Here is a 20465-nt window from a genome sequence, read left to right on the forward strand (position 1 = left end):
CGGTGAATTCACATTCACCCATGATTCGCCACCGTGCCGGCCGCTGGAGTGCCCATGGCGTCGCCCGTCCCGATACCCGCCCCGAACAGGGACGACGACACCGGCCCACGGGCTCGGTCCACCATGGTGGTCCTGGCGTACTGCGGGATCCTGATGGCGGTCATGCAGACCGTCGTCGTCCCCCTCCTGCCCGACCTGCCCCGGCTGACCGGCGCCTCACCCGCCGCGGTCTCCTGGATGGTGACCGCCTCGCTGCTCTCCGGCGCCGTCCTCACCCCGGTCCTCGGCCGCGCCGGCGACATGTACGGCAAGCGGCGCGTCCTGCTGCTCTCCTTCACCCTGATGGCCGCGGGCTCGGTGATCTGCGCGCTGACCTCCCAGATCGGCGTCCTCATCGCGGCCCGCGCCCTCCAGGGCGCCGCCTCCTCCGTCGTACCGCTGTCCATCAGCATCCTGCGCGACGAACTCCCCGCGGAGCGCCGGGGCTCCGCGATCGCGCTGATGAGTTCCACCGTCGGCATCGGCGCCGCGCTCGGTCTGCCGGCGGCGGCCATGGTCGTCCAGTACGCCGACTGGCACACCATGTTCTGGGTCACCGCCGCCCTCGGCGCCACGGGCGTGGCGCTGATCCGGTGGGCGGTGCCGGAGTCGCCCGTGCGCGAGCCCGGCCGGTTCGACGTACCGGGCGCGCTGGGGCTGGCCGCCGGGCTGGTCTGTCTGCTCCTCGCGGTGTCCCAGGGCGGCCAGTGGGGCTGGGCCGGTCCCCGGATCGTGGGCCTCTTCCTCGCTTCGGCCGTGATCCTCGCCCTGTGGTGGTGGCGCCAGCTGCGGGCCGAACGGCCGCTGGTGGACCTGCGGCTGGTGTCCCGGCCCCGGGTGGGGCTCTCCCATGTCGCGGCGCTGCTGACCGGCTTCGCCTTCTACGCCAACTCCCTCGTGACCGCCCAGCTGGTCCAGGCGCCCAGGGCCAGCGGCTACGGGCTCGGGCTCTCCATCGTCGAGACCGGACTGTGCCTGCTGCCCGGCGGCGTGACCATGCTGCTGTTCTCCCCCCTCTCCGCACGGATCTCCGCCGCCAGGGGCCCGCGCGTCACGCTCGCGCTGGGCGCCGCCGTCATCGCCGCCGGATACGCCGTGCGCATCGCCGACAGCCGCGACCTGTGGATGATCATGGTGGGGGCGGCGGTCGTGGCCACCGGCACCACGCTCGCCTACTCCGCGCTGCCCGCGCTGATCCTGCGCGCCGTGCCGGCCGGGCAGACCGCCTCGGCGAACGGCGTCAACGTCCTGATGCGCACCATCGGGCAGGCCGTCTCCAGCGCCGCCGTCGCCGCGGTGCTCGTCCACCACACCAGCCTCGTCGGAGGCGCCCCGGTGCCCACCCTGCACGGCTACCTGCTGGCCTTCGCCATGGCGGGCGCGATCGCCCTGGCTGCCTGCGCGGTGGCCCTGACCATCCCGGAAGACACCGACCCCGAACCGGAACCCGAGACGGCGCGCGCGCCGGCGTCCGCCGCCGTGCCGGTGCCCGGGGCGGCGCCGGCCCCGGCTCGCGCCTCGGCGTCGGCGTCCGTGCCAGTTTCTGCGTCCGCGCCGATGCCTGCCTCCGCGCCGGCGTCTTCCCCCGTGCCGGTGTCTGTGCCGTCGTCCGCGACTGCGCCTGTGCCCGGGGCTGCCTCCGTGTCGGAGTCTGCCTCGGTGCCGGTGTCTGTGCCGTCGTCCGCGACTGCGCCTGTGCCCGGGGCTGCCTCCGTGCCGGTGTCCGTGCCGTCGTCCGCGACGACGCCCGCGCCCGCCTCCGCGTCGGCGTCCACTTCTACGTCCACGTCCACGTCCACGTCTTCCACCACCACGTCCATGCCTGAGCGCGAAGCCGACCCCGTGTCCCAGGCCGAGCCCAGCCCCCGGTGCGAGGCCACCGGGCCGGTTCGGAGCGGGGACTCCGTCACCGGCGAGGGGGCGTTGGGGGGAGCATGAGTGCCGTGAACACCACACCCCGTACCCCTGCGACCGCGGACGCCGCGCCCGACTCCGCCCCCGCCCGCCGTGACGCCGAGGCGACCAAGGCGGCCATCCTGCGGGCCGCCCGTCACCTGCTCGCCCGTCACGCCCACGCGGACCTCACCCTCAAGGCCGTCGCGGAGCGGGCCGGGGTGAGCCCGCCGCTGGTCCTGAAGTACTTCGGCAACAAGGACGCCCTCTTCGCCCGCGTGATGTCCTTCGAGGAGGACGCCGCCGCACTCCTCGACGCCCCCGTGGAGGAACTGGGCCCGCACATGGTCCGGCACGTCGTGGTCGGCCAGCGCGAACGCGGCGCCGACCCCGTCCTGCGCATCGCGTTCGCGCCCCTGCACGGCGACCACGGAGACGTCCTGCGGGCCAACTTCCGCACCCAGGTCACCGAACGCCTCGCCGCCCGCCTCGGCGGCCCCGATGCCCGGCAGCGCGCCGAACTCGCCCTCGCCACCCTCCTCGGCCTCGGCGTGATGTTCGGCATCGCCCGGGGCGAGGCGCTGCGCGCCATGCCGGTGGAGGAGATCGTCGAGCGCTACGGTCCGACGGTCCAGGCCCAGCTGACCCCGTAGGGTGACACCATGGAAGAGCGCGAATTCGGCAGGTCGGGTCAGCATGCGTCCGTCGTGGGTCTCGGTACCTGGCAACTGGGCGCCGACTGGGGAGACGTCGACGACAAGGAAGCCCTCACGGTGCTGGAGACGGCCGCGGAGTCGGGGGTGACCTTCTTCGACACCGCCGACGTCTACGGGGACGGCCGCAGCGAACAGACCATCGCCACCTTCCTCAGCAGCCGCCCCGACCTGCATGTGCTGGTCGCCACCAAGATGGGCCGCCGGGTCGAGCAGATCCCCGAGAACTACGTCCTGGACAACTTCCGCGCCTGGAACGACCGCTCCCGCCGCAACCTCGGCGTCGACCGCCTCGACCTGGTCCAGTTGCACTGCCCGCCCACCCCCGTGTACTCCAGCGACGAGGTCTTCGACGCCCTCGACACCCTCGTCGAGGAGGAGCGCATCGCCCACTACGGCGTCAGCGTGGAGACCGCCGCCGAGGCGCTCACCGCCATCGCCCGCCCCGGCGTGGCCAGCGTCCAGATCATCCTGAACCCGTTCCGCATGAAGCCCCTGTACGAGGTGCTGCCCGCGGCCCGCGAGGCCGGCGTCGGCATCATCGCGCGCGTCCCGCTCGCCTCCGGTCTGCTCTCCGGCAAGTACACCAAGGACACGGTCTTCCCGGAGAACGACCACCGCACGTACAACCGCCACGGTGAGGCCTTCGACCAGGGCGAGACCTTCTCCGGCGTCGACTACGCCACCGGCGTCGAGGCCGCCGCCCGGTTCGCCGCCCTCGCCCCCGAGGGATACACCCCGGCCCAGCTCGCCCTGCGCTGGATCATCCAGCAGCCCGGCGTGACCACGGTCATTCCCGGCGCCCGCTCCCCCGAGCAGGCCCGCGCCAACGCGGCGGCCGCCCGCCTGCCCGAGCTGTCCGAGGAGACGCTGACGGCGATCCGGGACCTGTACGACCGACGGATCAAGGCCCAGGTCGAGCCCCGCTGGTAGGGGCGTCCGGCGTCCGCACGTCTGTTTGGAGATCGGCGGCCCGGATACCCGGGCCGCATGGATCCGGCAGAGCGGCGGTCCGGCCGTGACGAGACCGCGGACGAGCGGGCCGACCGGATGTGGAGCGACCTCATCCAGGAGGTCCGCGTCGCCCAGACGGGCGTCCAGATCCTGTTCGGATTCCTGCTCACCGTGGCGTTCACCCCGAAGTACACCACGCTGAACGACACCGACCAGGCGATCTACATCACCACGGTCATCCTCGGCGCCTCCGCCACCGGCGCCCTCATCGGGCCCGTGTCCCTGCACCGGCTGGTCTCCGGCCGGCGCATCAAACCGCAGGCCGTGGCCTGGGCCTCCCGGCTGACCTTCGTCGGCCTGCTGCTGCTCCTCGCCACCATGACCTGCGCACTGCTGCTGATCCTGCGCGTCGCGACCCACGGCGACCACGTCGTCTGGCTGGTCGCCGCCGTGGTCGCCTGGTACCTGCTGTGCTGGTTCGGTCTGCCCCTGTGGACCCGCTTCCGCCACACGTCGAAATGAGACCCCGTACGGCCGGGGCGGCACCGGCTACGGATACGGCTACGACTCTTACGCCTGCTCGGCCGGCGCGGCGGGCCGGCGCGCCCCGCGCAGCGACGCGATGCAGGAGCCGATCGCCTGCTGGAGCTCCTCCAGCTGCTGCACCATGTCGTCCTCGTAGAACTCCTGGGCGTCGTCGAAGGTCAGCTCCTCGAACACCTTCGTCGCCCGCTGGAGGCTGCTGTAGAACTTGGTGCGCCGCTCCTGGACCCGCAGCTCGGGGTCGGCCTCCACGGTCTCCACGACGAGGTGCTTCATCGTGTCGTACGCCTCGGACGCCCACTCTCCGGCGTCCTCGCCCTCGTCCAGCTCGTCGATCAGCGACAGATGCCGCTCGGCCTCCCGGCGCAGCTCCACCGGCGCGTCGATCGTCTGCCCTGCCGGCGTCTTCACCTGGCCGGACTCGGCGATCTGGCGGACGTAGCCGATGCGGTCGGCGGAGCGGCTCTCGCTCGCCACGGCCTTCTTCAGGTCGTCGGTGCGCACGACGTCCCGGGCCAGCGCGGACTGGAGCTCCGGGTCCTCCTTGATCCGGTCCAGGAGCGCGGTGCGGGCCGCGCGGGCCGTGGAGGGGTCGGCGAGGATCGCGGCGCGCAGGGCCGTCGGGTTCTCCGCGACCTCCAGCGCCTTGGTGGGCCGGATGCCCTCCGCCTCGGCGGCCTCGCTGATCGCGGCGCCGCGCTCGGAGGTGGCACTGTTGCGGGAGACGTAGTAGGTGAGCCAGACGTCGGCGTCCGGCAGCTCCGCCTCCTGGCCCGGCGCCAGCTCCTCGAAGTGCGGGACGAGCCCGTCGTCCGCGGCCCGGTCCCACGCCTTGTAGTAGCGCATCACCCGCTCCGCGGAGCAGTCCGCCAGCTCCGCGAACTCCTTCGCCGACACCTTCGGCGTCTCGTCCGCGCGCTGCCCGCCCGGCCGTACACTGCGCGCCACCATCAGGGCGAACGCCCAGCCTCCGGTGCGCGCGTAGACTCCGAACTCCCGCGCGTCACGCGCGACGAGGTCGGACAGCGGCGCGGGGCCGTCCTCGGCGGACGTCTCGGGCAGGTCGATCGCCAGGGTCACGGATGGTCTCCTCGTAGGCAGCGGGACGGACGGGCACACATGCCGAACCGCAGCCTATATGGACCCGTTGAGAACGGTTTGCCACCGGACGGAGGAGTCCGGACGCGCCGAACCGTCCCCCCCTGCTCGGCCGGTTCGCTCCCGGCCGCGGCGACCCGTTCAGCCGGACGACCGCGGCCGGAAGGTCTTGAAGAACGTGGCCAGTGCCTGCCGGTTGGCGGTCTTGTCCCAGTCGGCGGCGGGCGTGGTCCAGCGCAGGGAGAAGCCCCGGTGCCCGCCCAGCAGGAAACCCCGCCCGAACGTGCGCACCTGTGTGCCGTCGACCTCCGACAGCCACTCCATGTCGGCGGCCTTGTACCCCTGGTACGTCGTCGCCTCGATCTCCCCGAGCCGGCGGAAGCCCCCGTCCTTGCGCAGCCGCGGCTCCACGTCGTCCCGCCAGACCGCCACCGGGTCCGCGCCCACCGCCGTGCTGTAGGTCACCGCGAGAGTGCGCGGATCGCCGTCCGCACCGAAGGTGACGCGGTACGCCAGGTCCCCCTGCCGCCGGGTCTCCAGCCGCTTCCAGCCCCGCGGCAGCGCCACCGAGAAACCCTCGGGGGCGTGGTAGACGCGGTAGCCGACCGGCAGGGCGTCGATCGAGGCCGAGGGGGAGGACGGGGTGCCCGAAGGGGTACCGGACGGCGACGGCGTGGCGGAGCTGCCCGTCGCGGGTGCGCCGGACGCGTCGGGCGCCGTCGTGGCTCTGTCGCCCACCTCGCCGTCCCCGGAAGGCGCGGTGGACGCCGAGGGCTGAGCCTGCGGACCACCGGCCGAGGTGTCCTCGCTGCCGGGCAGCTGGTGGGTCACGGCGAGCGCGGCGATCGCGACCGTGACGACGGCCAGCGCCGTCCCGGCGGCCATGGCCCGGCCGCTCCACTGCGGTCCGATGTGCCGGGCCGAGGCGTACGCCCGCCGCAGCCGCGGCGGCGGCGGGACGGTGTGCGGGTCCTCCTCCAGCACCCGGGTGAGCGCCTGACGGACCGTCGTACGCGTCAGCCGTTCCCGGGAGTCCTTGCGCAGCAGGCCCTGCACGGTCGCGGAGAGCGGGCCCGCGCGCAACGGCGTGCGCAGCGGCAGCCGGTCCACGCCCCGCAGCGTGCTCTCGGGCCGGTCCCGGTCCCGGTAGGGCGGGTGCCCCTCCAGCAGCGTGTACAGGATCGCGCCCAGGGCCCACAGGTCCGCCGCCGGGCCGATCCGGTCGTCACGGGCCTGCTCCGGGGAGGCGTACGACGGTGCCGCCAGCCTCGGGACGAGCGTCGCGCCCGCCAGTCCGAAGCCGGTGACCACGAGCGGGCCGCGGGCCCTGATGAACACCTGGCCCGGGCTCAGTTCGCCGTGCGTGATGCCCTCGCCGTGCGCGGCCTCCAGGACGTCGAGCAGCTGGAGCCCGATCGTGGCCGCCCGGCCCGGGCCGAAGGGGCCCTTCTGGTCCATGAGCTGACCGAGGGGCAGGCCGTCGATCCACTCCGTGACCGTCCACAGGGAACCCCCCTCGACGGTCGCGTCGACGACCGTGGCGATCCGGCCGGGGCACACCTGGGCCATCGTCTCCGACATCCGTCTCACCCGGTCGGCGGCCTGGCACGCCTCCTCCTCGCCCAGGTCGGAGGGCAGACCTATCCGGGTGACCAGGCACGGCCGCGCCCCCTGCACGTCCTCGCCGTACCAGCTGACCCGGTTGGTCTCGCGGTGGACGACGTCGAGGAGCCGGTATCTCCCGGCCACCCACTCGTGCGTGGAGACATGCGCCTTGACCATGGTCATCCTTCGCTGGACCCCCGGAGTTCTCCCTTTCCCGGAGGTACGGGGGACGTGTGGGGGTGCGTTCAAATGGAGCACGGGTCCGGCGTAAATCCTGTCTTTCATTCAAGAGTGTCGGTCGTATGTGCGAGAAAAAGAAATTACCGGGGGTCGTCCGGGCGTGTAACCAGGGGTAAACAAGATCCGGGCGGGCAGATCGCCGCTCCCGGGAAAGCGCTCTCGGCGGTCGCCTCGCATTTCGACCGGATACCGGCACGGGGGATTTCTCCTTTGCCGTCCGCCGTGACGGCGGACGGGGTGTCAGGCGCCGAAGAGCTGGGTCCAGTACGTGCCCGACGGGCCGCCGCCGGTGTAGCCGACCCCGATGTGGGTGAAGGCGGGCTTGAGGATGTTGGCGCGGTGGCCGGGGCTGTTCATCCAGCCCTCCACCACCTCGGCGGCCGAGCGCTGCCCGCAGGCGATGTTCTCGCCGATCGTCTGCCGGGTGGACCCGGCGGCGGCCGCCCGGTCCCACGGCTGGGTGCCCTCCGGGGAGGTGTGGGAGTAGAAGGCGCGCTCCACCATGTCCGCGCAGTGCGCCTGCGCGGCCCTGGTGAGCAGCGGGTCGACGGCGAGGGGCCGCAGCCCCGCCCGGGTCCGCTCGCGGTTGGTGAGCTCCACGACCTCGGCGGTCGTACGGGCCAGACCGTCCGCGGTGAGGGGGCTCGCCCACAGCGCGGTCCAGTACGTGAGTCCGTCGCGGGCGTCCGTCGCCTGCGCCAGGGCGACATGGGTGAACGCCCGGTCCCGCAGGGTGCGGCCGGCCCGGTCGGTGCGCAGGCAGTAGTCGACGAACTCGGCGGGGGTGCGCGGCCCGGAGACCAGGTGCTCGCCCACCGCGAGGTACGGGTATCCGGCGGCCGTGACCCGCTGGTGCAGCGAGACTCCGTCCCGCCCCTCGCTCCCGAGCCGCCCGGCTGCTGCCATGTCGGCGGCGTGCGCCCGGGCCGCCGTGGCCAGCCGGGCGTCGAGCGCGACGGGCGGCGAACCGGCGGCGGCCCGGGCCGGGTTGACGAGGGCCAGGAAACCGTCGGGGTCGGTGGGCGGGGCGGGCGCCGCGGGGCCGCCGCGGGACGTGGGGGTGTCGTCGAGGACCTCCACCCCGAAGTCCCGCGCCAGGCCCGCCAGGCCGTCGGCGTAGCCCTGACCGAGGGCCCTCAGCTTCCAGGACGGGCCCCGCCGGTAGATCTCCGCGAGCAGCAGCACCGTCTCCTGGCGCGGGGAGGGCGGGGCGAACCGGGCGATGACCCGGCCGTGGGGGTCGGTGACCCGGAGCGTGGCAGCGGGCAGCCGGGCGAGCGGGGTGCCCGGGTCGGCGGCGCTGATCACCACCGTGACCCGGGTGGCGCCGGCCCGCAGCCGGCCCGGCTCCAGGGTGAGCGTGCCGCCCCGGAGCGCCGCGCCGGGTGCCGTCGGCTGGTTGTAGAACACGAAGTCGGCGTCCCCGCCGACCTTGCCGCTGTCGTCCGTCACCAGCGCGCACACGTCGAAGGGGCCGGGCACCCGGACGGCCAGCGCGCCGCCCGGGAGGGGCAGATTGCCGCCGGGCACCAACTCGCTCATCCTGCCGCCCTGATGTCGTCGTCCTCCCCGCGCCGGGGTACCGCCAGGACAACGGCGACCCGCCCTCCGGGGTTCCCACGACACCCCGGCCCGCACCTACGGACACCGACCCACGACACCCGCCGGCCTCACGTCCCGTCCGAGTCCGGAACCCACCCCGGCACGTACCCCGGTCCGGGCTCTCCCGTGCCGGGCTCTCCCGCGCCGGGCCATCCGGCGCTGGGCCGTCCCGTGCCGGTCTGGGCCGGTCCGCGGCGGTCCGTCCCGTGCCGGGTCCGGCGTGGCTTGATCTGTGCCGGCTGGACTGCGCCGGGCCGGACCCCTTCCGGGGGGCGGACGCGGCGCCGCCTCGGCCTGGAGGCCTCACGTCCCGTTCGAGTCGGGAATCCGCCCCAGCACGTACCCCGGTCTAGGCCAGTCCGTGCCGGTCCGTCCCATGCCGGGCCGGCGTGGCTTGATCTGTGCCGGCTGGACTGCGCCCGGCCGGACCCCTTCCGGGGCGCGGATGCGGCGCCGCCTCGGCCTGCCGGAGTCACGCCCCGCCCGAGCCGCGCCCGCCGAGACCTGAACGGGGCCGGGCTCGCATCGGGCGGGGCGTGAACCGCGCCGGGTCTTGATCCGGTCGCGGACGTGGACCGGGCGGGGCCTCAACCGGGCGCACCGGGCCCCGGCCGGGCTGGGCCCGGCATGCCGGTGTCGACGCCGGATGTCCTGTCAGCGGCCGCCCTCCGTCCCGCCCCCGTGCGTGTCCTCCGCCGTCTCCCGGGCGGTGGTCGTGCGGTGGCCGCTCGTGGTGCTCCCGCAGAATGCCGCGTCGAGGGTGCGCAGCATCGCCGTATGCACCTTGGAGCTGTTGGAGGCGTTGGCGAGGGCCGCGAGACTGCGGCGGCCGTCGCCCGAGGTGAACGCGTACGTGTAGTAGCCCTGTACGGCGCCCGTGTGCCCGTACACGAAGGTCCCGCACGACAGCCGGCGGCGCCGCAGCCCGAGGCCGTAGGACTGGGTGCCGCCCGCCGGGATCCAGCGGCGCATCTCCTGCAGCGCCCCGGCCGACATGAGCCGGCCGCGCAGCAGTGCCGACAGGAACGTGTCGAGGTCCCCGGTGCTGGAGATCAGGGCGCCCGCGCTCTGCGCCCAGGACACGGTCTGGCGGGTCGCGTCGACCAGGGCCCCGCCCGGCGTGTCCGGGGTGAGGTAGCCGCGCGCGTACCGGCCGGGGATCGCCGTGTCGGGGTGGACGTAGAAGGTGTCGGTCAGCCGGAGCGGCTCGATGATGCGCCTGCGGTAGGCGGCCGCCACCGGTTGCCCGGTCAGCTTCTCGATCAGCAGTCCCGCGACGACGAAGTTGGTGTTGGAGTAGGAGTAGGGGCCCCCGGGCGCGCTCGTGCGGGCGTGGCGCAGCGACAGGTCGATGAGCCGGCGGTAGGTGAACACCTTGGTGCGGACCGCCTCGAAGCCGGGGACGGACCGGGCGAACAGGTCGTCGCTGTAGTCGTACAGGCCGCTGCGGTGGCTCAGGACGTGGCGGACCGTGATCCGGTCGTCCGGCAGCAGTCCCGGCAGATAGCGGTTGACCGGCGCGTCGAGCACCAGCCGGCCCTCGTCGACGAGTTGGAGCAGGACCACCGCGGAGAACGTCTTGGTGACGCTGCCGATGCGGAAGCGGTCCGCGGTGCTCAGCGCCCGGCCCGTCCGCCGGTCGGCGACGCCCGCGGCGATCCGGTGGACCGTGCCGTGGTCGTCGAGCCGCGCCATCGCGCCGGGCGCCCCCTGGCCGACCGCCGTGCGCAGCACACCGCGCAGACCGGCCAGGTCGGGACGCGGCAGCGCGGGGGCGGCGGGCGCCCGCCGGGACACGGCCGCGGCCGGTGCCGGCAGCAGGGACACCACCGCGGCGGCCGCGCACACCGCCGTCGAGAGGCCGCGCAGCCGTCCGCGGCGGCGGGTCGTCGATGCGAGATCTGTCACATGCACCCGGGGGAACCTCCTGCAGTCGTGTCACATCTCTTCAGTCGGCGCACCGTTGGTCGCTCGCCGATCACCGTGCGTCGCGGATTCGGCCAGTATCCCCGCGAAGGCGCCGTGAAGCGCTGATTTCGGCTTTACATGGACATGACTCATCCGTAAGGGTGGAGCTCCGGGGCCCGACCAGTCCCGCGGCGCCCAACGGCGCCATGCCTCACGGCGGTTGGGGATCCCAGCCGTCCGAACGAAGGAAGCCTCACCTTTGCGTAGTGCACCCATACGCCTGCTCACGGTCGCCCTCGCCGTCGCGACGGCCGCAACGGGCCTGGCGGGCACGGCGTTCGCGGGCCCGTCCGCGGGGGAGACGCGGGCCGCGACCACCGCCGACACCCAGGGCACCGCCGTCGTCCGGGCGGCCCGTGCCGCCGCCTTCGCCCACGCCTCGGCCACCGGTGTCGGCCAGGGCGACGCACTCCAGCCCCAGGACGTGCTGATCGACCCGGAGGGCGCCCGCCACGTCCGGTTCGTCCGCACTCACCAGGGCCTGCCCGTCCTCGGCGGCGACCTCGTCGTGCACCTCACCAGGAACCTCGCCTACGCCGGCGTGACCCGCGCCGCCGACCACGCCGTCGCGCCCGCCACCGTGCGGGCCAAGGTGACCGCCGCCCAGGCCGAGGCCAAGGCCGCCGCCGTCGCCCACGGCGACGCCGCGAGCGCGGAACTCGTCGTGGACGCCCGCGGCGGCGCCTCCGCGCTCGCCTACCAGGTCCAGGTGACCGACAGCGACACCACCGAGGCCGGCGGCTCCCGCACGGTCGTCGTGGACGCCGTCACCGGCACGGTGCGCAGCAACACGCCCGACAGCGACGAGTTCCTCTCGCCGAGTCTGGTCCGCACCCTGCGCGAGCGCGGCGAGACCCTCGACCCCGCCTCCGGCACCGCCCCGCTCTCCGCCGGGCTCACCGCGGCCTCCTCGGCTCCCGCCGCCCGATACCCCCAGACCGCCACGGGCACCGGAAGCTCCCTGTTCGTCGGGAAGGTGCCGCTCACCACGACCCGCACCGCGGCCCGCAGCTACCTGCTGAAGGACCCCACGCACTGGGGCACCGAGACCCGCGACGCCAAGAACAAGGAGCAGGAGAACTTCGCCCGCGGCACCAAGTTCACCAGCACCACCAACAAGTGGGGCAACGGCGCCCTCTCCAGCCGCGCCAGCGCCGCCGTGGACGCCCAGTACGGCGTGGTCCAGACGCTGGACTTCTACAAGAAGACCCTCGGCCGCAAGGGCATCAGGAACAACGGCAAGGGCGCCCGCGCCATGGTCCACTTCGGCAACAAGGTGGCCAACGCGTTCTGGGACCCCACCTGCGACTGCATGCTGTACGGCGACGGCGACGGCGACATGTTCAAGAAGCCCCTCGTCGTCCTGGACGTCACCGGCCACGAGCTCACCCACGGCGTCGTCGACGCGACCGCCCGGCTGGAGCCGACCTTCGTCGACGGCGACGGCACGCAGTACGGCGAGCCGGGCTCGCTGAACGAGTCCCTCGCGGACATCTTCGGCTCCAACGTCGAGTTCAGCGCCAACAACCCCAAGAACCCGCCGAACTACCTCATCGGCGAGAAGCTGGGCCTGGACCAGAAGTTCCTGCGCCGCCTCGACCAGCCGTCCCAGGACGTCCTCGAGGAGGCGATCGACTACTGGTCGCCCGAGACCTACTACACCGAGGTCCACGCCGGCTCCGGCGTCTCCTCGCACGCGTACTACCTGCTGGCCGAGGGCAGCGGGCGGAAGGTGATCGGCGCGGTCACCTACGACTCGCCGACCTACGACGGCGCTCCCGTCACCGGCATCGGCCGGGCCAAGGCGACCAAGATCTACTACCGCGCCCTGACCCGCTACATGGTCTCCACCACCGACTTCCACGACGCGCGCCTCGCGACGATGAAGGCGGCCCGGGACCTGTACGGCCGGGACAGCGTGGAGTTCAAGACGGTGATCAGGTCCTGGGCCGCCGTGAACGTCACCGCGGCGAACGTGCCGCCCGCCGTGCGCTGACGGGGCCGGCCCGGCCCGTCAGTAGTCGGGGCAGAGGTTGGTGTGCACGGCCTCGACGATCCGTGTGCTCTTGAGGCGGCCGAAGCCGTCCGGGTGACCGGGGGAGACGAAACGCCGCATCGCGGCGCTGATCTGCTCCTCCCGGTCCCCGGGGTGGTCGTGGATCGTGGCGCACTGCTCGCGGCCCCGCTCGACGGCCTCCTCCTCCTTGTCGTGCACGATGTCCGGGTCGATCGCGGTCAGCGCCCGCACATAGGCGCCCTCCCCGTCACGGTCGGGGCGCGGCGGCAGGGCCGCCTTGCCCTTCTCCGCCGCCTCGCGCGTCGCGGACGGCGACGCCGTGCCGCCGCCCGCCTGCCGCGGTGCGGAGGCGGATGCGGAGACGGAGGGCGAGACGGCGGGGGAGAGCGCTCCGGCCGGTGTCCGCGACGTCTCCGACCCCGCCGACGGGCTCGTGGCGCCCACCGTGGAGGTCCGCTCGCCCGTCGCCGGTTGCCTGCGGCCCGCGGCGGTGTCCCCCGAGCCGCAGGCGGTGAGTACGGCGACGGCGAGGATGCAGGACGCCAGAGCGGCTGCGGTGGTGCGGTGGTTCACGGGACTCCTGGTGCCTGCGGTACGACGGCTGAGCTCCGTGAGCGTATGGGCAGCTTGTATGCCTGTGAGGGCGGTTCATCTCCCTTGCGGGGGTGGTGAAGAGGTACCAGGGGGCGCAGACATCCGAGTGAGCGCCCCCGTGCTGTTGTCCCCTCCGGCATCTGTCCCCCGCCCCCTGCCCGCACCTACCCCCGGCGCAGGATCTGGGCCCAGTCCGCCGGCACCCGTCCCGCCGGGCCCGGCGAGGGCTGGTCCGTGGGGTGGCTGACCGGGGGCGCCAACTCCGGCCCCGAATCGTAGAGTTCCTCACCGGAGTAGTCCCAGAACCACTCCTCGCCCGGCTCGAAGCTGCGCACGATCGGATGCCCGGTCGCCTTGTAGTGGGCGGTGGCGTGCTGGGCGGGGGAGGAGTCGCAGCAGCCGATGTGCCCACAGCTCGCACAGCGCCGCAGATGGAACCACCAGCCCCCGACCGCGTCGCAGTCCACACAGCCGCTGCCGCTCGGCGGGACGGACGGGTCGATGGCGTTCGTGTCGGTCATGCGGGCTCCTCGACCTCGGCGGGCTGAGACTCTGGCTGGGACTCGGGCTGGGACTCGGGCTGCGACTCGGAAAGCGAGTCGGGCCGCGACTCGGGTTCGGGCGCGGTGAGCGGCAGCAGCACCTGGAAGCGGGTGTCGCCCGGCACGGACTCCACCCGCAGGCTGCCGTGGTGCTTGTTGACGATGATCCGCCAGGAGATGTCCAGGCCGAGACCGGTGCCCTCGCCCACCGGCTTGGTGGTGAAGAACGGGTCGAAGATCCTGCTGCGGATGTCCGCCGGGACGCCGGGACCGGTGTCCCGGAACTCCACCAGCAGCCGGTCGCCCTCCCGCGCCGTGCGCACGGTCAACGAGCCTTCCCCGCCCGCGCTGTTGACCGCGAACACCGCGTTGTCCACGAGGTTCGTCCACACCTGGTTCAGCTCCGCCGGATAGGCGGGCACCGGCGGGAGCGTCCGGTCGTACTCCTTGACCACCTCGATGCGCTGCCCGATCTTCCCCGACAGCATCAGCAGCGTACTGTCGAGGAGTTCGTGCACGTCCACCACCCGGTAGGGCGCCCGGTCGAGCTGCGAGTACTGCTTGGCCGCGTCGACCAGGTGCGAGATCCGGGTCGTGGAGTCCTCGATCTCGTACATCAACAGCTCGGTCTCGATGGTGTAGTTGAGCCACCCGACCGCGTTGGGCAGCATCTCCGGGTCCACCGCCGCCGCGACCTGCTCCAGCCAGTCGACGTCCAGCCCGGCCTGCACGAACACCGGCGCGTACTGCCAGCCGTAGTCCATGCCGTGGTCCTCGAGCCACTCGGTGAGCGCGTCCTCCCGGTCCGACGCCTCCAGCGGACTGAGCGACGGCGCCTTGGCGACCCGCTCGGCGGTGCGCTCCTGGACCTCGATCAGACTCGCCAACGCGTCCCGGGAGAAGGGTCCTTCGGCGATCAGCGCGAGCTTGTGCCGCATCTTGGCGACCCGCTCGCGCAGCGTCGCGGTGGCCCGTACGGCCGCCGCGGCCGGGTTGTTGAGCTCATGGGTGAGCCCCGCCGACAACGAGCCGAGCGCCAGCAGCCGTTCCCGCTGCCCGATCGCGGCCTGGGTGTTCTTCGAGCCGAAGAACAGGCCCTCCAGCAGATGCACCGCCATCGGGAACCAGTCCCGCATGATCTCCGCGAACACGTCCGCCGGCACCACGAAGAACCGGGACGGCTCGGTCACCCGCATCGAGTTGGTGTAGACCTGCCGCACCCGGTCGCCCAGATACGCCTGCATGGCCCCCGAGTACACCCCGCGCTGCGAGGTGCGGGTGACCTCCACGTCGTCCCCGCCGACCCGCCGCGACAGCACGACCGAGCCCTCGAGCAGCACGTAGAAGCAGGTCGCCGGATCTCCCTCGGCGTACACCGGACCGGGCTCGAACCTCTCCACCCGCCCCTCGGCGCACAGCCGTCCCAGCTGCTCGGGGGTGAGCTTCTCGAACAGGAACAGCGAGCCGATCTCCGCCGGGCTGCACGGCATCGGCCGCCCGCTCACGACTGCTCCAGATACCGGTGGACGAGCATGACAGCCATGGCTCCCTCTCCGACGGCGGACGCGACCCGCTTGGCCGACTCGGCGCGCGCGTCGCCCGCCACGAACACGCCGGGAATGCTGGTCTCCAGGTGGTACGGCGGCCGGTCCAGCTCCCAGCCCGCCGGCGGCCGCCCGTCCGCGGTGAGATCGGGCCCCGCCAGAATGAACCCGCGCTCGTCGCGCAGCACGGTCCCGCCCAGCCAGTCGGTCAGCGGGGCCGCGCCGATGAACACGAACATCCACTGCGCGTCGACGGTCTCGGTCTCGCCGTTCTTCACGTCCCGCAGCGTCAGCCGCTCCAGATGACCGTCCCCGTGAGCGGACTCCACGACGGTGCCGGCCCGCACACGGATGTTCGGCGCCTCCTCGATCTGCTGGATCAGGTAGTACGACATCGAGGCCGCCAGCGACTCCCCGCGCACCAGCAGCGTCACCGACTTGGCGCCCCGCGACAGGTACATCGCCGCCTGCCCGGCGGAGTTGGCGCCGCCCACGATGTACACGTCCTGGTCCTGGCAGGAGGCCGCCTCGGTCAGCGCGGAGCCGTAGAACACCCCGCAGCCGGTCAGGTCGTCGCAGCCCGGCGCCGCGAGCTGCCGGTAGGACACCCCCGTCGCGAGGATCACGCTGTGTGCCGCCACCGCCGAGCCGTCCGAGAACCGTACGACCCGCGCGGAGCCGTTCACCTCCAGCCCCGTCACCTCGCGCGCGGTGAGGATCTCGGCCCCGAACTTGGTCGCCTGCCGGCGCGCCCGGTCGGTGAGCTGGGCCCCGGACACCCCGTCGGGGAACCCGAGGTAGTTCTCGATGCGCGAACTCTGCCCGGCCTGTCCGCCGGTCGCGGACCGCTCCACGAGCACCGTCCGCAGCCCCTCGGAGGCGCCGTACACCGCCGACCCCAGGCCCGCCGGTCCGCCGCCGATGACGACCAGGTCGTAGAACTCGGCCGCCGGGGTCGTCGCCAGACCCACGCGCGCCGCCAGCTCCGGGGCGGCCGGCTCGATCAGCGGCGCCCCCTCCGGGGTGATCACCAGCGGCAGCCGCCGGCCGTCCGCCTCCGCCGCGGCCAGCAGCCGCTGCCCCTCGGGCTCGTCGGCGGAGTACCAGCGGTACGGCACCTGGTTGCGCGCCAGGAACTCCCGGACGTCCGAGGACCGCGCCGACCACCGGTGCCCGACCACCTTCGTCGCCGGCACCGGCCGGTAGTCGCTGGCGCGCCAGGCGTCCAGCAGGTCGTCCAGGACCGGGTAGAGCTTCTCCTCCGGCGGGTCCCACGGCTTGAGCAGATAGTGGTCGAGGTCGACGACGTTGATCGCGTCGATCGCCGCGTTCGTGTCCGCGTAGGCGGTCAGCAGCACACGCCGGGCTCCCGGGTACACGTCCAGGGCCTGTTCGAGGAACTCGATGCCGTTCATCTGCGGCATGCGGTAGTCGGCCAGGATCACCGCCACCAGGTCGCCGCGCAGCTTGAGCTCGCGCAACGCCTCCAGTGCGGACTCGCCGGACTCCGCCCGCACGATCCGGTACGCGGCGCCGTAGCGGCGCCGCAGGTCACGGGCGACGGCACGGGATACCCCCGGGTCGTCGTCCACGGTCAGGATGACGGTCCGCGCTGTTTCGGCGGCCTGTGTCATACGTCTCCCACCCCGAGAGCGGTCAGGACTCGCCGGCGCACGGCGAACCACGCGCCGGCTCCGCCCATCGTAGGGTCGATCGCCCCCGCCCGCTCAGGGACCGCGCACAGCGTGCGCTCCCGGTTCAGGACCGGGCACCCACCGTCAAGGCGACCGCCGCGCCGCCAGGACGCAGAACTCGTTGCCCTCGGGGTCGGTCAGCGTCACCCACGGCTGCTCGCCCTGCCCCAGGTCCGCGTGGCGCGCCCCCAGCGACAGCAGTCTGCTCACCTCGGCCCGCTGGTCGCGCGGACGGAAGTCCAGATGCAGCCGGTTCTTGACCTGCTTGCCCTCCGGCACGGGGACGAACAGCAGACCCGGCAGCCGGTCCGGCGCGGGCCGGATCTCGTACTCGTCGGGCGCGTTGGTCACCACGGCCCAGCCGAGCGCGTTCGCCCACCAGCGTCCGAGCGCCACCGGGTCGTGACAGTCCACGATCACCTGTTCCCATTCCAAGGTCATGAACGGCAGCGTAGTGAAGACTGGCCCGGTACGAAGTGATCACGAGACAGGAGACAGTGCGATGACGGGCCCGATCACGGCAGGGGTCGACGGGACGGACGAGAGCCTCGCCGCGCTCGCCTGGGCGGCGCGGGAGGCCGTACGACGGGACAGGCCGCTGCGGGTGGTGCACGCCTGGAAGCACGGGCTCCACCCCGCGCCCGAGGCCGCCGACCGGGACGCCCAGCGGGCCTGGGTGGCCGAGGCCGTCGAACGGGCCGCCGCCACGGTCACCGAACGGCACCCGGGCCTCGCCGTCACCACCGACGTCCTGGAGGGCCACCCGGTCGAGACCCTGCTCGCCGCCGCCGCGGACGCGGAACTGCTGGTGCTCGGCTCCCGCGGGCACGGCCCCGTAGTCGGCTTCCTGCTCGGCTCGGTCGGCCAGCAGGTGATCGCCGAGGCGGCCCGCCCGGTCGTCCTCGTCCGGGCCGGCGACAAGCCCTCCGCCGAGGTGGCCGGGCACGAGATCGTCGTCGGCCAGCAGGGCGACCCCGACGACAGCGCCGCCGCGCTGCGGTTCGCCTTCGCGACCGCCGCGGCCCGCGGCGCGAGCGTCCGCGTGGTGCGCGCCTGGCAGCTGCCGCCGGTGTTCGCGTACAGCCCGGGCTCGCTCAGGCTGCTCGACGAGGCGGGCGGCCTGGAGCCGTTCGAGAAGAAGGCCCTGGACGACGCCGTACGCCCGTGGCGGGAGCGCTTCCCGGACGTGCACGTCGTCGAGCACGTCGAGATGGGCAGCGCGGGACAGGTCCTGCTCTCGGTCGCCGGGCGGGCCCAGCTGATGGTCGTCGGCCGGCGCGCCCACCGCACCGCCGTGGGCGCCCGCATAGGCTCCGTCGCGCACGGCGTCCTGCACCACGCCGGCTGCCCGGTCGCCGTCGTCCCCCACGACTGAGCCCCGCTCACTCGGGCACGGTCGGCTCCAGCGTCTCCCGTGCCTTGGGCAGGATGTTCACGAGGTAGTCCTCGACCGCCGTGTCGAGCCCGATGTCGTGCTGCGCCTGCTCCGACAGGTACCAGCGGTGCTCCAGCAGCTCGTGGTAGATCTCCGCCGGATCCATCGAGCCGCGCAGCTGAGACGGCACGGCGCGCACGGTGGGCCGGAACACGTCCCGCACCCACCGGTGCGCCAGCACCTCGGGGCGGGCGGCGAGGGGGTCCCCCGGGGCGTAGTCGTCCTGGGTCGCCATCCAGCTCTCCAGGTCGTTCAGCAGCCGCCGGGCCTGGTTCTCCTCGGTGTCCAGTCCGGTCAGCCGCAGCAACTGCCGCTGGTGGTGGCCCGCGTCGACGACCTTCGGCACGAACGTGACGGTGTCGCCGCTCGGGGAGTGCTCGATCTGCATCTCGGCCACGTCGAAGCCCAGGTCGTTGAGCCGGCGGATGCGGCGCTCGATGTAGTGGTACTCGCCCGCCGGGTACACCGAGGTGCGGGTCAGCTCCTCCCACAGCGCGCCGTAGCGGGCGCAGATCTCCATGCCGAACTCGATCGGGTCCACCGACGGGTGGAGCGCCCCGGACGCCTCCAGGTCCAGCAGCTCGCCGCTGATGTTGACGCGGGCGAGATCGAGGTCGTACTCCCGCTGCCCGGTGCTGAGCTGCGGATGCAGATCACCGGTCTCGGCGTCCACCAGGTACGCGGCGTAGGCGCCCGCGTCCCGCCGGAACAGCGTGTTGGACAGCGAGCAGTCGCCCCAGGCGAACCCGGCGAGATGCAGCCGCACGATGAGCACCGCGAGGGCGTCCATCAGCCGGTGCATGGTCGCCGGACGCATGGTCGTCTCGAACATCGACCGGTACGGCATCGAGCCGCCCAGGTGCCGGGTGACCAGGACCGACTCCAGCGGGTCCCCGGCGCGGTCGGTGCGCCCGGTGACCACGGCCAGCGGGTCGACGGCGGGGATGCCGATGCGGTCCAGGTCGCGCAGCAGCTCGTACTCGCGCAGCGCCGGGCGCTCGGCGAGTTCCTTGACGGCGATCACCTCGTCCCCGGCGCGCGCGTAGCGCACCACGTGGCGGGAGATGCCGCGCGGCAGCGGGACGAGGACGTCCTCGGGCCATTGCTCCAGGGGCACGTCCCAGGGCAGCTCCAGAAGGAGGGCCGGGTGCTCCGGATTCGTGGCGCTGATCTGCAAAGCCATGGCCTGACCTTAGACGGCGCGTTCGCGGGCGTGCCGGGCGGCCGCCTTCACGGAGCCCCGGTGCACCGGTCCGTGCCCCGGCAGCAGCACATCGGCGTCCAGGCCCTCGATCAGGTCGAGGGAGGTCACCGCTCGGGCGCGCTCGTGGTGGAACATGTCCGGCAGCAGCTGGGGGCCCTCGATCCGTGAGGTCTGGTGCCCGCTGACCAGGGCGTCCCCCGAGATCACCACCCCGGCGTCCGGGAGATGGAAGACACAGTGGCCGTCGGTGTGGCCGGGGGTGTGCACCGGCACCGGCCGGCCCGGCAGGTCGAGCGGGCCGTCCGTGACCGGGAACGCCTCCGGTGCGCCGACGGGGTGCTGCTGGGCGCCGCCGACGCGCACCACGTGCATCAGCCAGGGCAGCACACCGGGGCGCCAGGCGTTCCCCAGCACAGCGCCGACGCTCACCTGCTGGAGGAACTCCCGGCGGGCGTGCGGCACCTCCGCCGGGTGCGCGAGCACCGGGGTGCCGTACGCCGCGCGCAGGTACTCGGCCGAACCGAGGTGGTCGTTGTGGGCGTGCGTGAGCAGCACGGCCGTCACCGCCTGCGGAGAACTGCCCACCGCCGCGAGGGATGCGAGAAGCTGTTCGCGGTCGCCCGGGTAGCCCGTGTCGATCAGCGTGACGGCGTCCCCCTCGCCGAGGATCACCCAGTTCGTGTGAGAGCCGTGCACCAGATGGATACCGTCGGCGATCTGCCGTACGTCCGCGCCCATGATCGTCGTCCCGAGGTGTGAGGAGCCTGTCCGCCGCGCACA

16 protein-coding genes and 1 pseudogene are annotated in these 20465 nt (G+C 73.2%); 6 read left to right on the forward strand and 11 right to left on the reverse strand.

Features of this window, described 5'->3' with window-relative positions; genetic code table 11:
* Positions 1-54: 54 nt before the first annotated feature.
* The 4 genes and pseudogenes from AQJ58_RS36035 to AQJ58_RS36050 form a co-directional block, all read left to right on the forward strand.
* Positions 55-1509, forward strand: a pseudogene (locus AQJ58_RS36035) (MDR family MFS transporter); the annotation flags it as partial.
* 464 nt (positions 1510-1973) lie between these two features.
* Positions 1974-2585 (forward strand): TetR/AcrR family transcriptional regulator, encoded by a 612-nt coding sequence (locus AQJ58_RS36040; protein ID WP_067258116.1) that lies wholly within the window; start codon positions 1974-1976, stop codon positions 2583-2585.
* Positions 2586-2594: 9 nt separating this feature from the next.
* Positions 2595-3578: an aldo/keto reductase gene (locus tag AQJ58_RS36045; protein WP_067258119.1), complete on the forward strand. Its 984-nt coding sequence runs from the start codon at positions 2595-2597 to the stop codon at positions 3576-3578.
* A gap of 57 nt (positions 3579-3635) precedes the next feature.
* Positions 3636-4121, forward strand: coding sequence for a DUF6328 family protein (locus AQJ58_RS36050; RefSeq protein ID WP_067258121.1), 486 nt, complete (start codon positions 3636-3638; stop codon positions 4119-4121).
* A gap of 48 nt (positions 4122-4169) precedes the next feature.
* Here the strand turns inward: AQJ58_RS36050 and AQJ58_RS36055 are convergent, their stop codons facing one another.
* From AQJ58_RS36055 to AQJ58_RS36070, 4 genes are all read right to left on the reverse strand, one after another.
* Entirely contained in the window at positions 4170-5222 is a 1053-nt protein-coding gene (locus AQJ58_RS36055) for a hypothetical protein (RefSeq protein WP_067258124.1), read from the reverse strand.
* Between the two features lie 159 nt (positions 5223-5381).
* Positions 5382-7028, reverse strand: a complete 1647-nt coding sequence (locus tag AQJ58_RS36060) for a serine/threonine protein kinase (RefSeq protein ID WP_067258127.1) — start codon at positions 7026-7028, stop codon at positions 5382-5384.
* A 297-nt stretch (positions 7029-7325) separates the two neighbouring features.
* The gene (locus AQJ58_RS36065; RefSeq protein WP_067258130.1) at positions 7326-8627 is read right to left on the reverse strand and encodes a CAP domain-containing protein; all 1302 of its coding nucleotides are present in this window, start codon (positions 8625-8627) and stop codon (positions 7326-7328) included.
* A 714-nt stretch (positions 8628-9341) separates the two neighbouring features.
* Complete coding sequence (locus tag AQJ58_RS36070; protein ID WP_420712204.1) at positions 9342-10556, reverse strand: serine hydrolase domain-containing protein; 1215 nt, start codon at positions 10554-10556, stop codon at positions 9342-9344.
* Positions 10557-10854: 298 nt separating this feature from the next.
* Between AQJ58_RS36070 and AQJ58_RS36075 the strand changes: the two genes are divergently transcribed.
* The gene (locus tag AQJ58_RS36075; protein ID WP_067258133.1) at positions 10855-12651 is read left to right on the forward strand and encodes a M4 family metallopeptidase; all 1797 of its coding nucleotides are present in this window, start codon (positions 10855-10857) and stop codon (positions 12649-12651) included.
* Positions 12652-12669: 18 nt separating this feature from the next.
* Here the strand turns inward: AQJ58_RS36075 and AQJ58_RS41970 are convergent, their stop codons facing one another.
* The 5 genes from AQJ58_RS41970 to AQJ58_RS36100 all read right to left on the reverse strand — a co-directional run bounded on the left by AQJ58_RS41970 (position 12670) and on the right by AQJ58_RS36100 (position 17487).
* Entirely contained in the window at positions 12670-13245 is a 576-nt protein-coding gene (locus tag AQJ58_RS41970) for a hypothetical protein (protein WP_079079430.1), read from the reverse strand.
* A 185-nt stretch (positions 13246-13430) separates the two neighbouring features.
* On the reverse strand, positions 13431-13787 hold the full coding sequence (locus AQJ58_RS36085) for a UBP-type zinc finger domain-containing protein (RefSeq protein WP_067258135.1): 357 nt from the start codon (positions 13785-13787) through the stop codon (positions 13431-13433).
* Entirely contained in the window at positions 13784-15298 is a 1515-nt protein-coding gene (locus AQJ58_RS36090; RefSeq protein WP_420712205.1) for an ATP-binding protein, read from the reverse strand. The genes AQJ58_RS36085 and AQJ58_RS36090 overlap by 4 nt, the downstream gene beginning before the upstream one ends.
* 11 nt (positions 15299-15309) lie before the next feature.
* A complete protein-coding gene (locus AQJ58_RS36095) occupies positions 15310-16986 on the reverse strand; it encodes an NAD(P)/FAD-dependent oxidoreductase (RefSeq protein WP_067258140.1) in 1677 nt (558 codons plus the stop codon).
* Positions 16987-17130: 144 nt separating this feature from the next.
* Positions 17131-17487, reverse strand: a complete 357-nt coding sequence (locus tag AQJ58_RS36100; RefSeq protein ID WP_067258141.1) for a VOC family protein — start codon at positions 17485-17487, stop codon at positions 17131-17133.
* Between the two features lie 61 nt (positions 17488-17548).
* On the opposite strand from AQJ58_RS36100, the gene AQJ58_RS36105 reads away from it, so the two are divergent.
* The gene (locus AQJ58_RS36105) at positions 17549-18421 is read left to right on the forward strand and encodes a universal stress protein (protein WP_067258143.1); all 873 of its coding nucleotides are present in this window, start codon (positions 17549-17551) and stop codon (positions 18419-18421) included.
* A gap of 7 nt (positions 18422-18428) precedes the next feature.
* Here the strand turns inward: AQJ58_RS36105 and AQJ58_RS36110 are convergent, their stop codons facing one another.
* Both AQJ58_RS36110 and AQJ58_RS36115 read right to left on the reverse strand, forming a co-directional pair.
* Positions 18429-19664 carry a DUF4032 domain-containing protein gene (locus AQJ58_RS36110; protein WP_067258145.1) on the reverse strand — a complete coding sequence of 412 codons (1236 nt, stop codon included), beginning with the start codon at positions 19662-19664 and terminating at the stop codon, positions 18429-18431.
* Between the two features lie 9 nt (positions 19665-19673).
* The gene (locus AQJ58_RS36115) at positions 19674-20423 is read right to left on the reverse strand and encodes an MBL fold metallo-hydrolase (RefSeq protein ID WP_067258148.1); all 750 of its coding nucleotides are present in this window, start codon (positions 20421-20423) and stop codon (positions 19674-19676) included.
* Between the last annotated feature and the right edge of the window lie 42 nt (positions 20424-20465).

Source organism: Streptomyces sp. DSM 15324 (assembly GCF_001514285.1).
Taxonomy (GTDB): Bacteria; Actinomycetota; Actinomycetes; order Streptomycetales; family Streptomycetaceae; genus Streptomyces.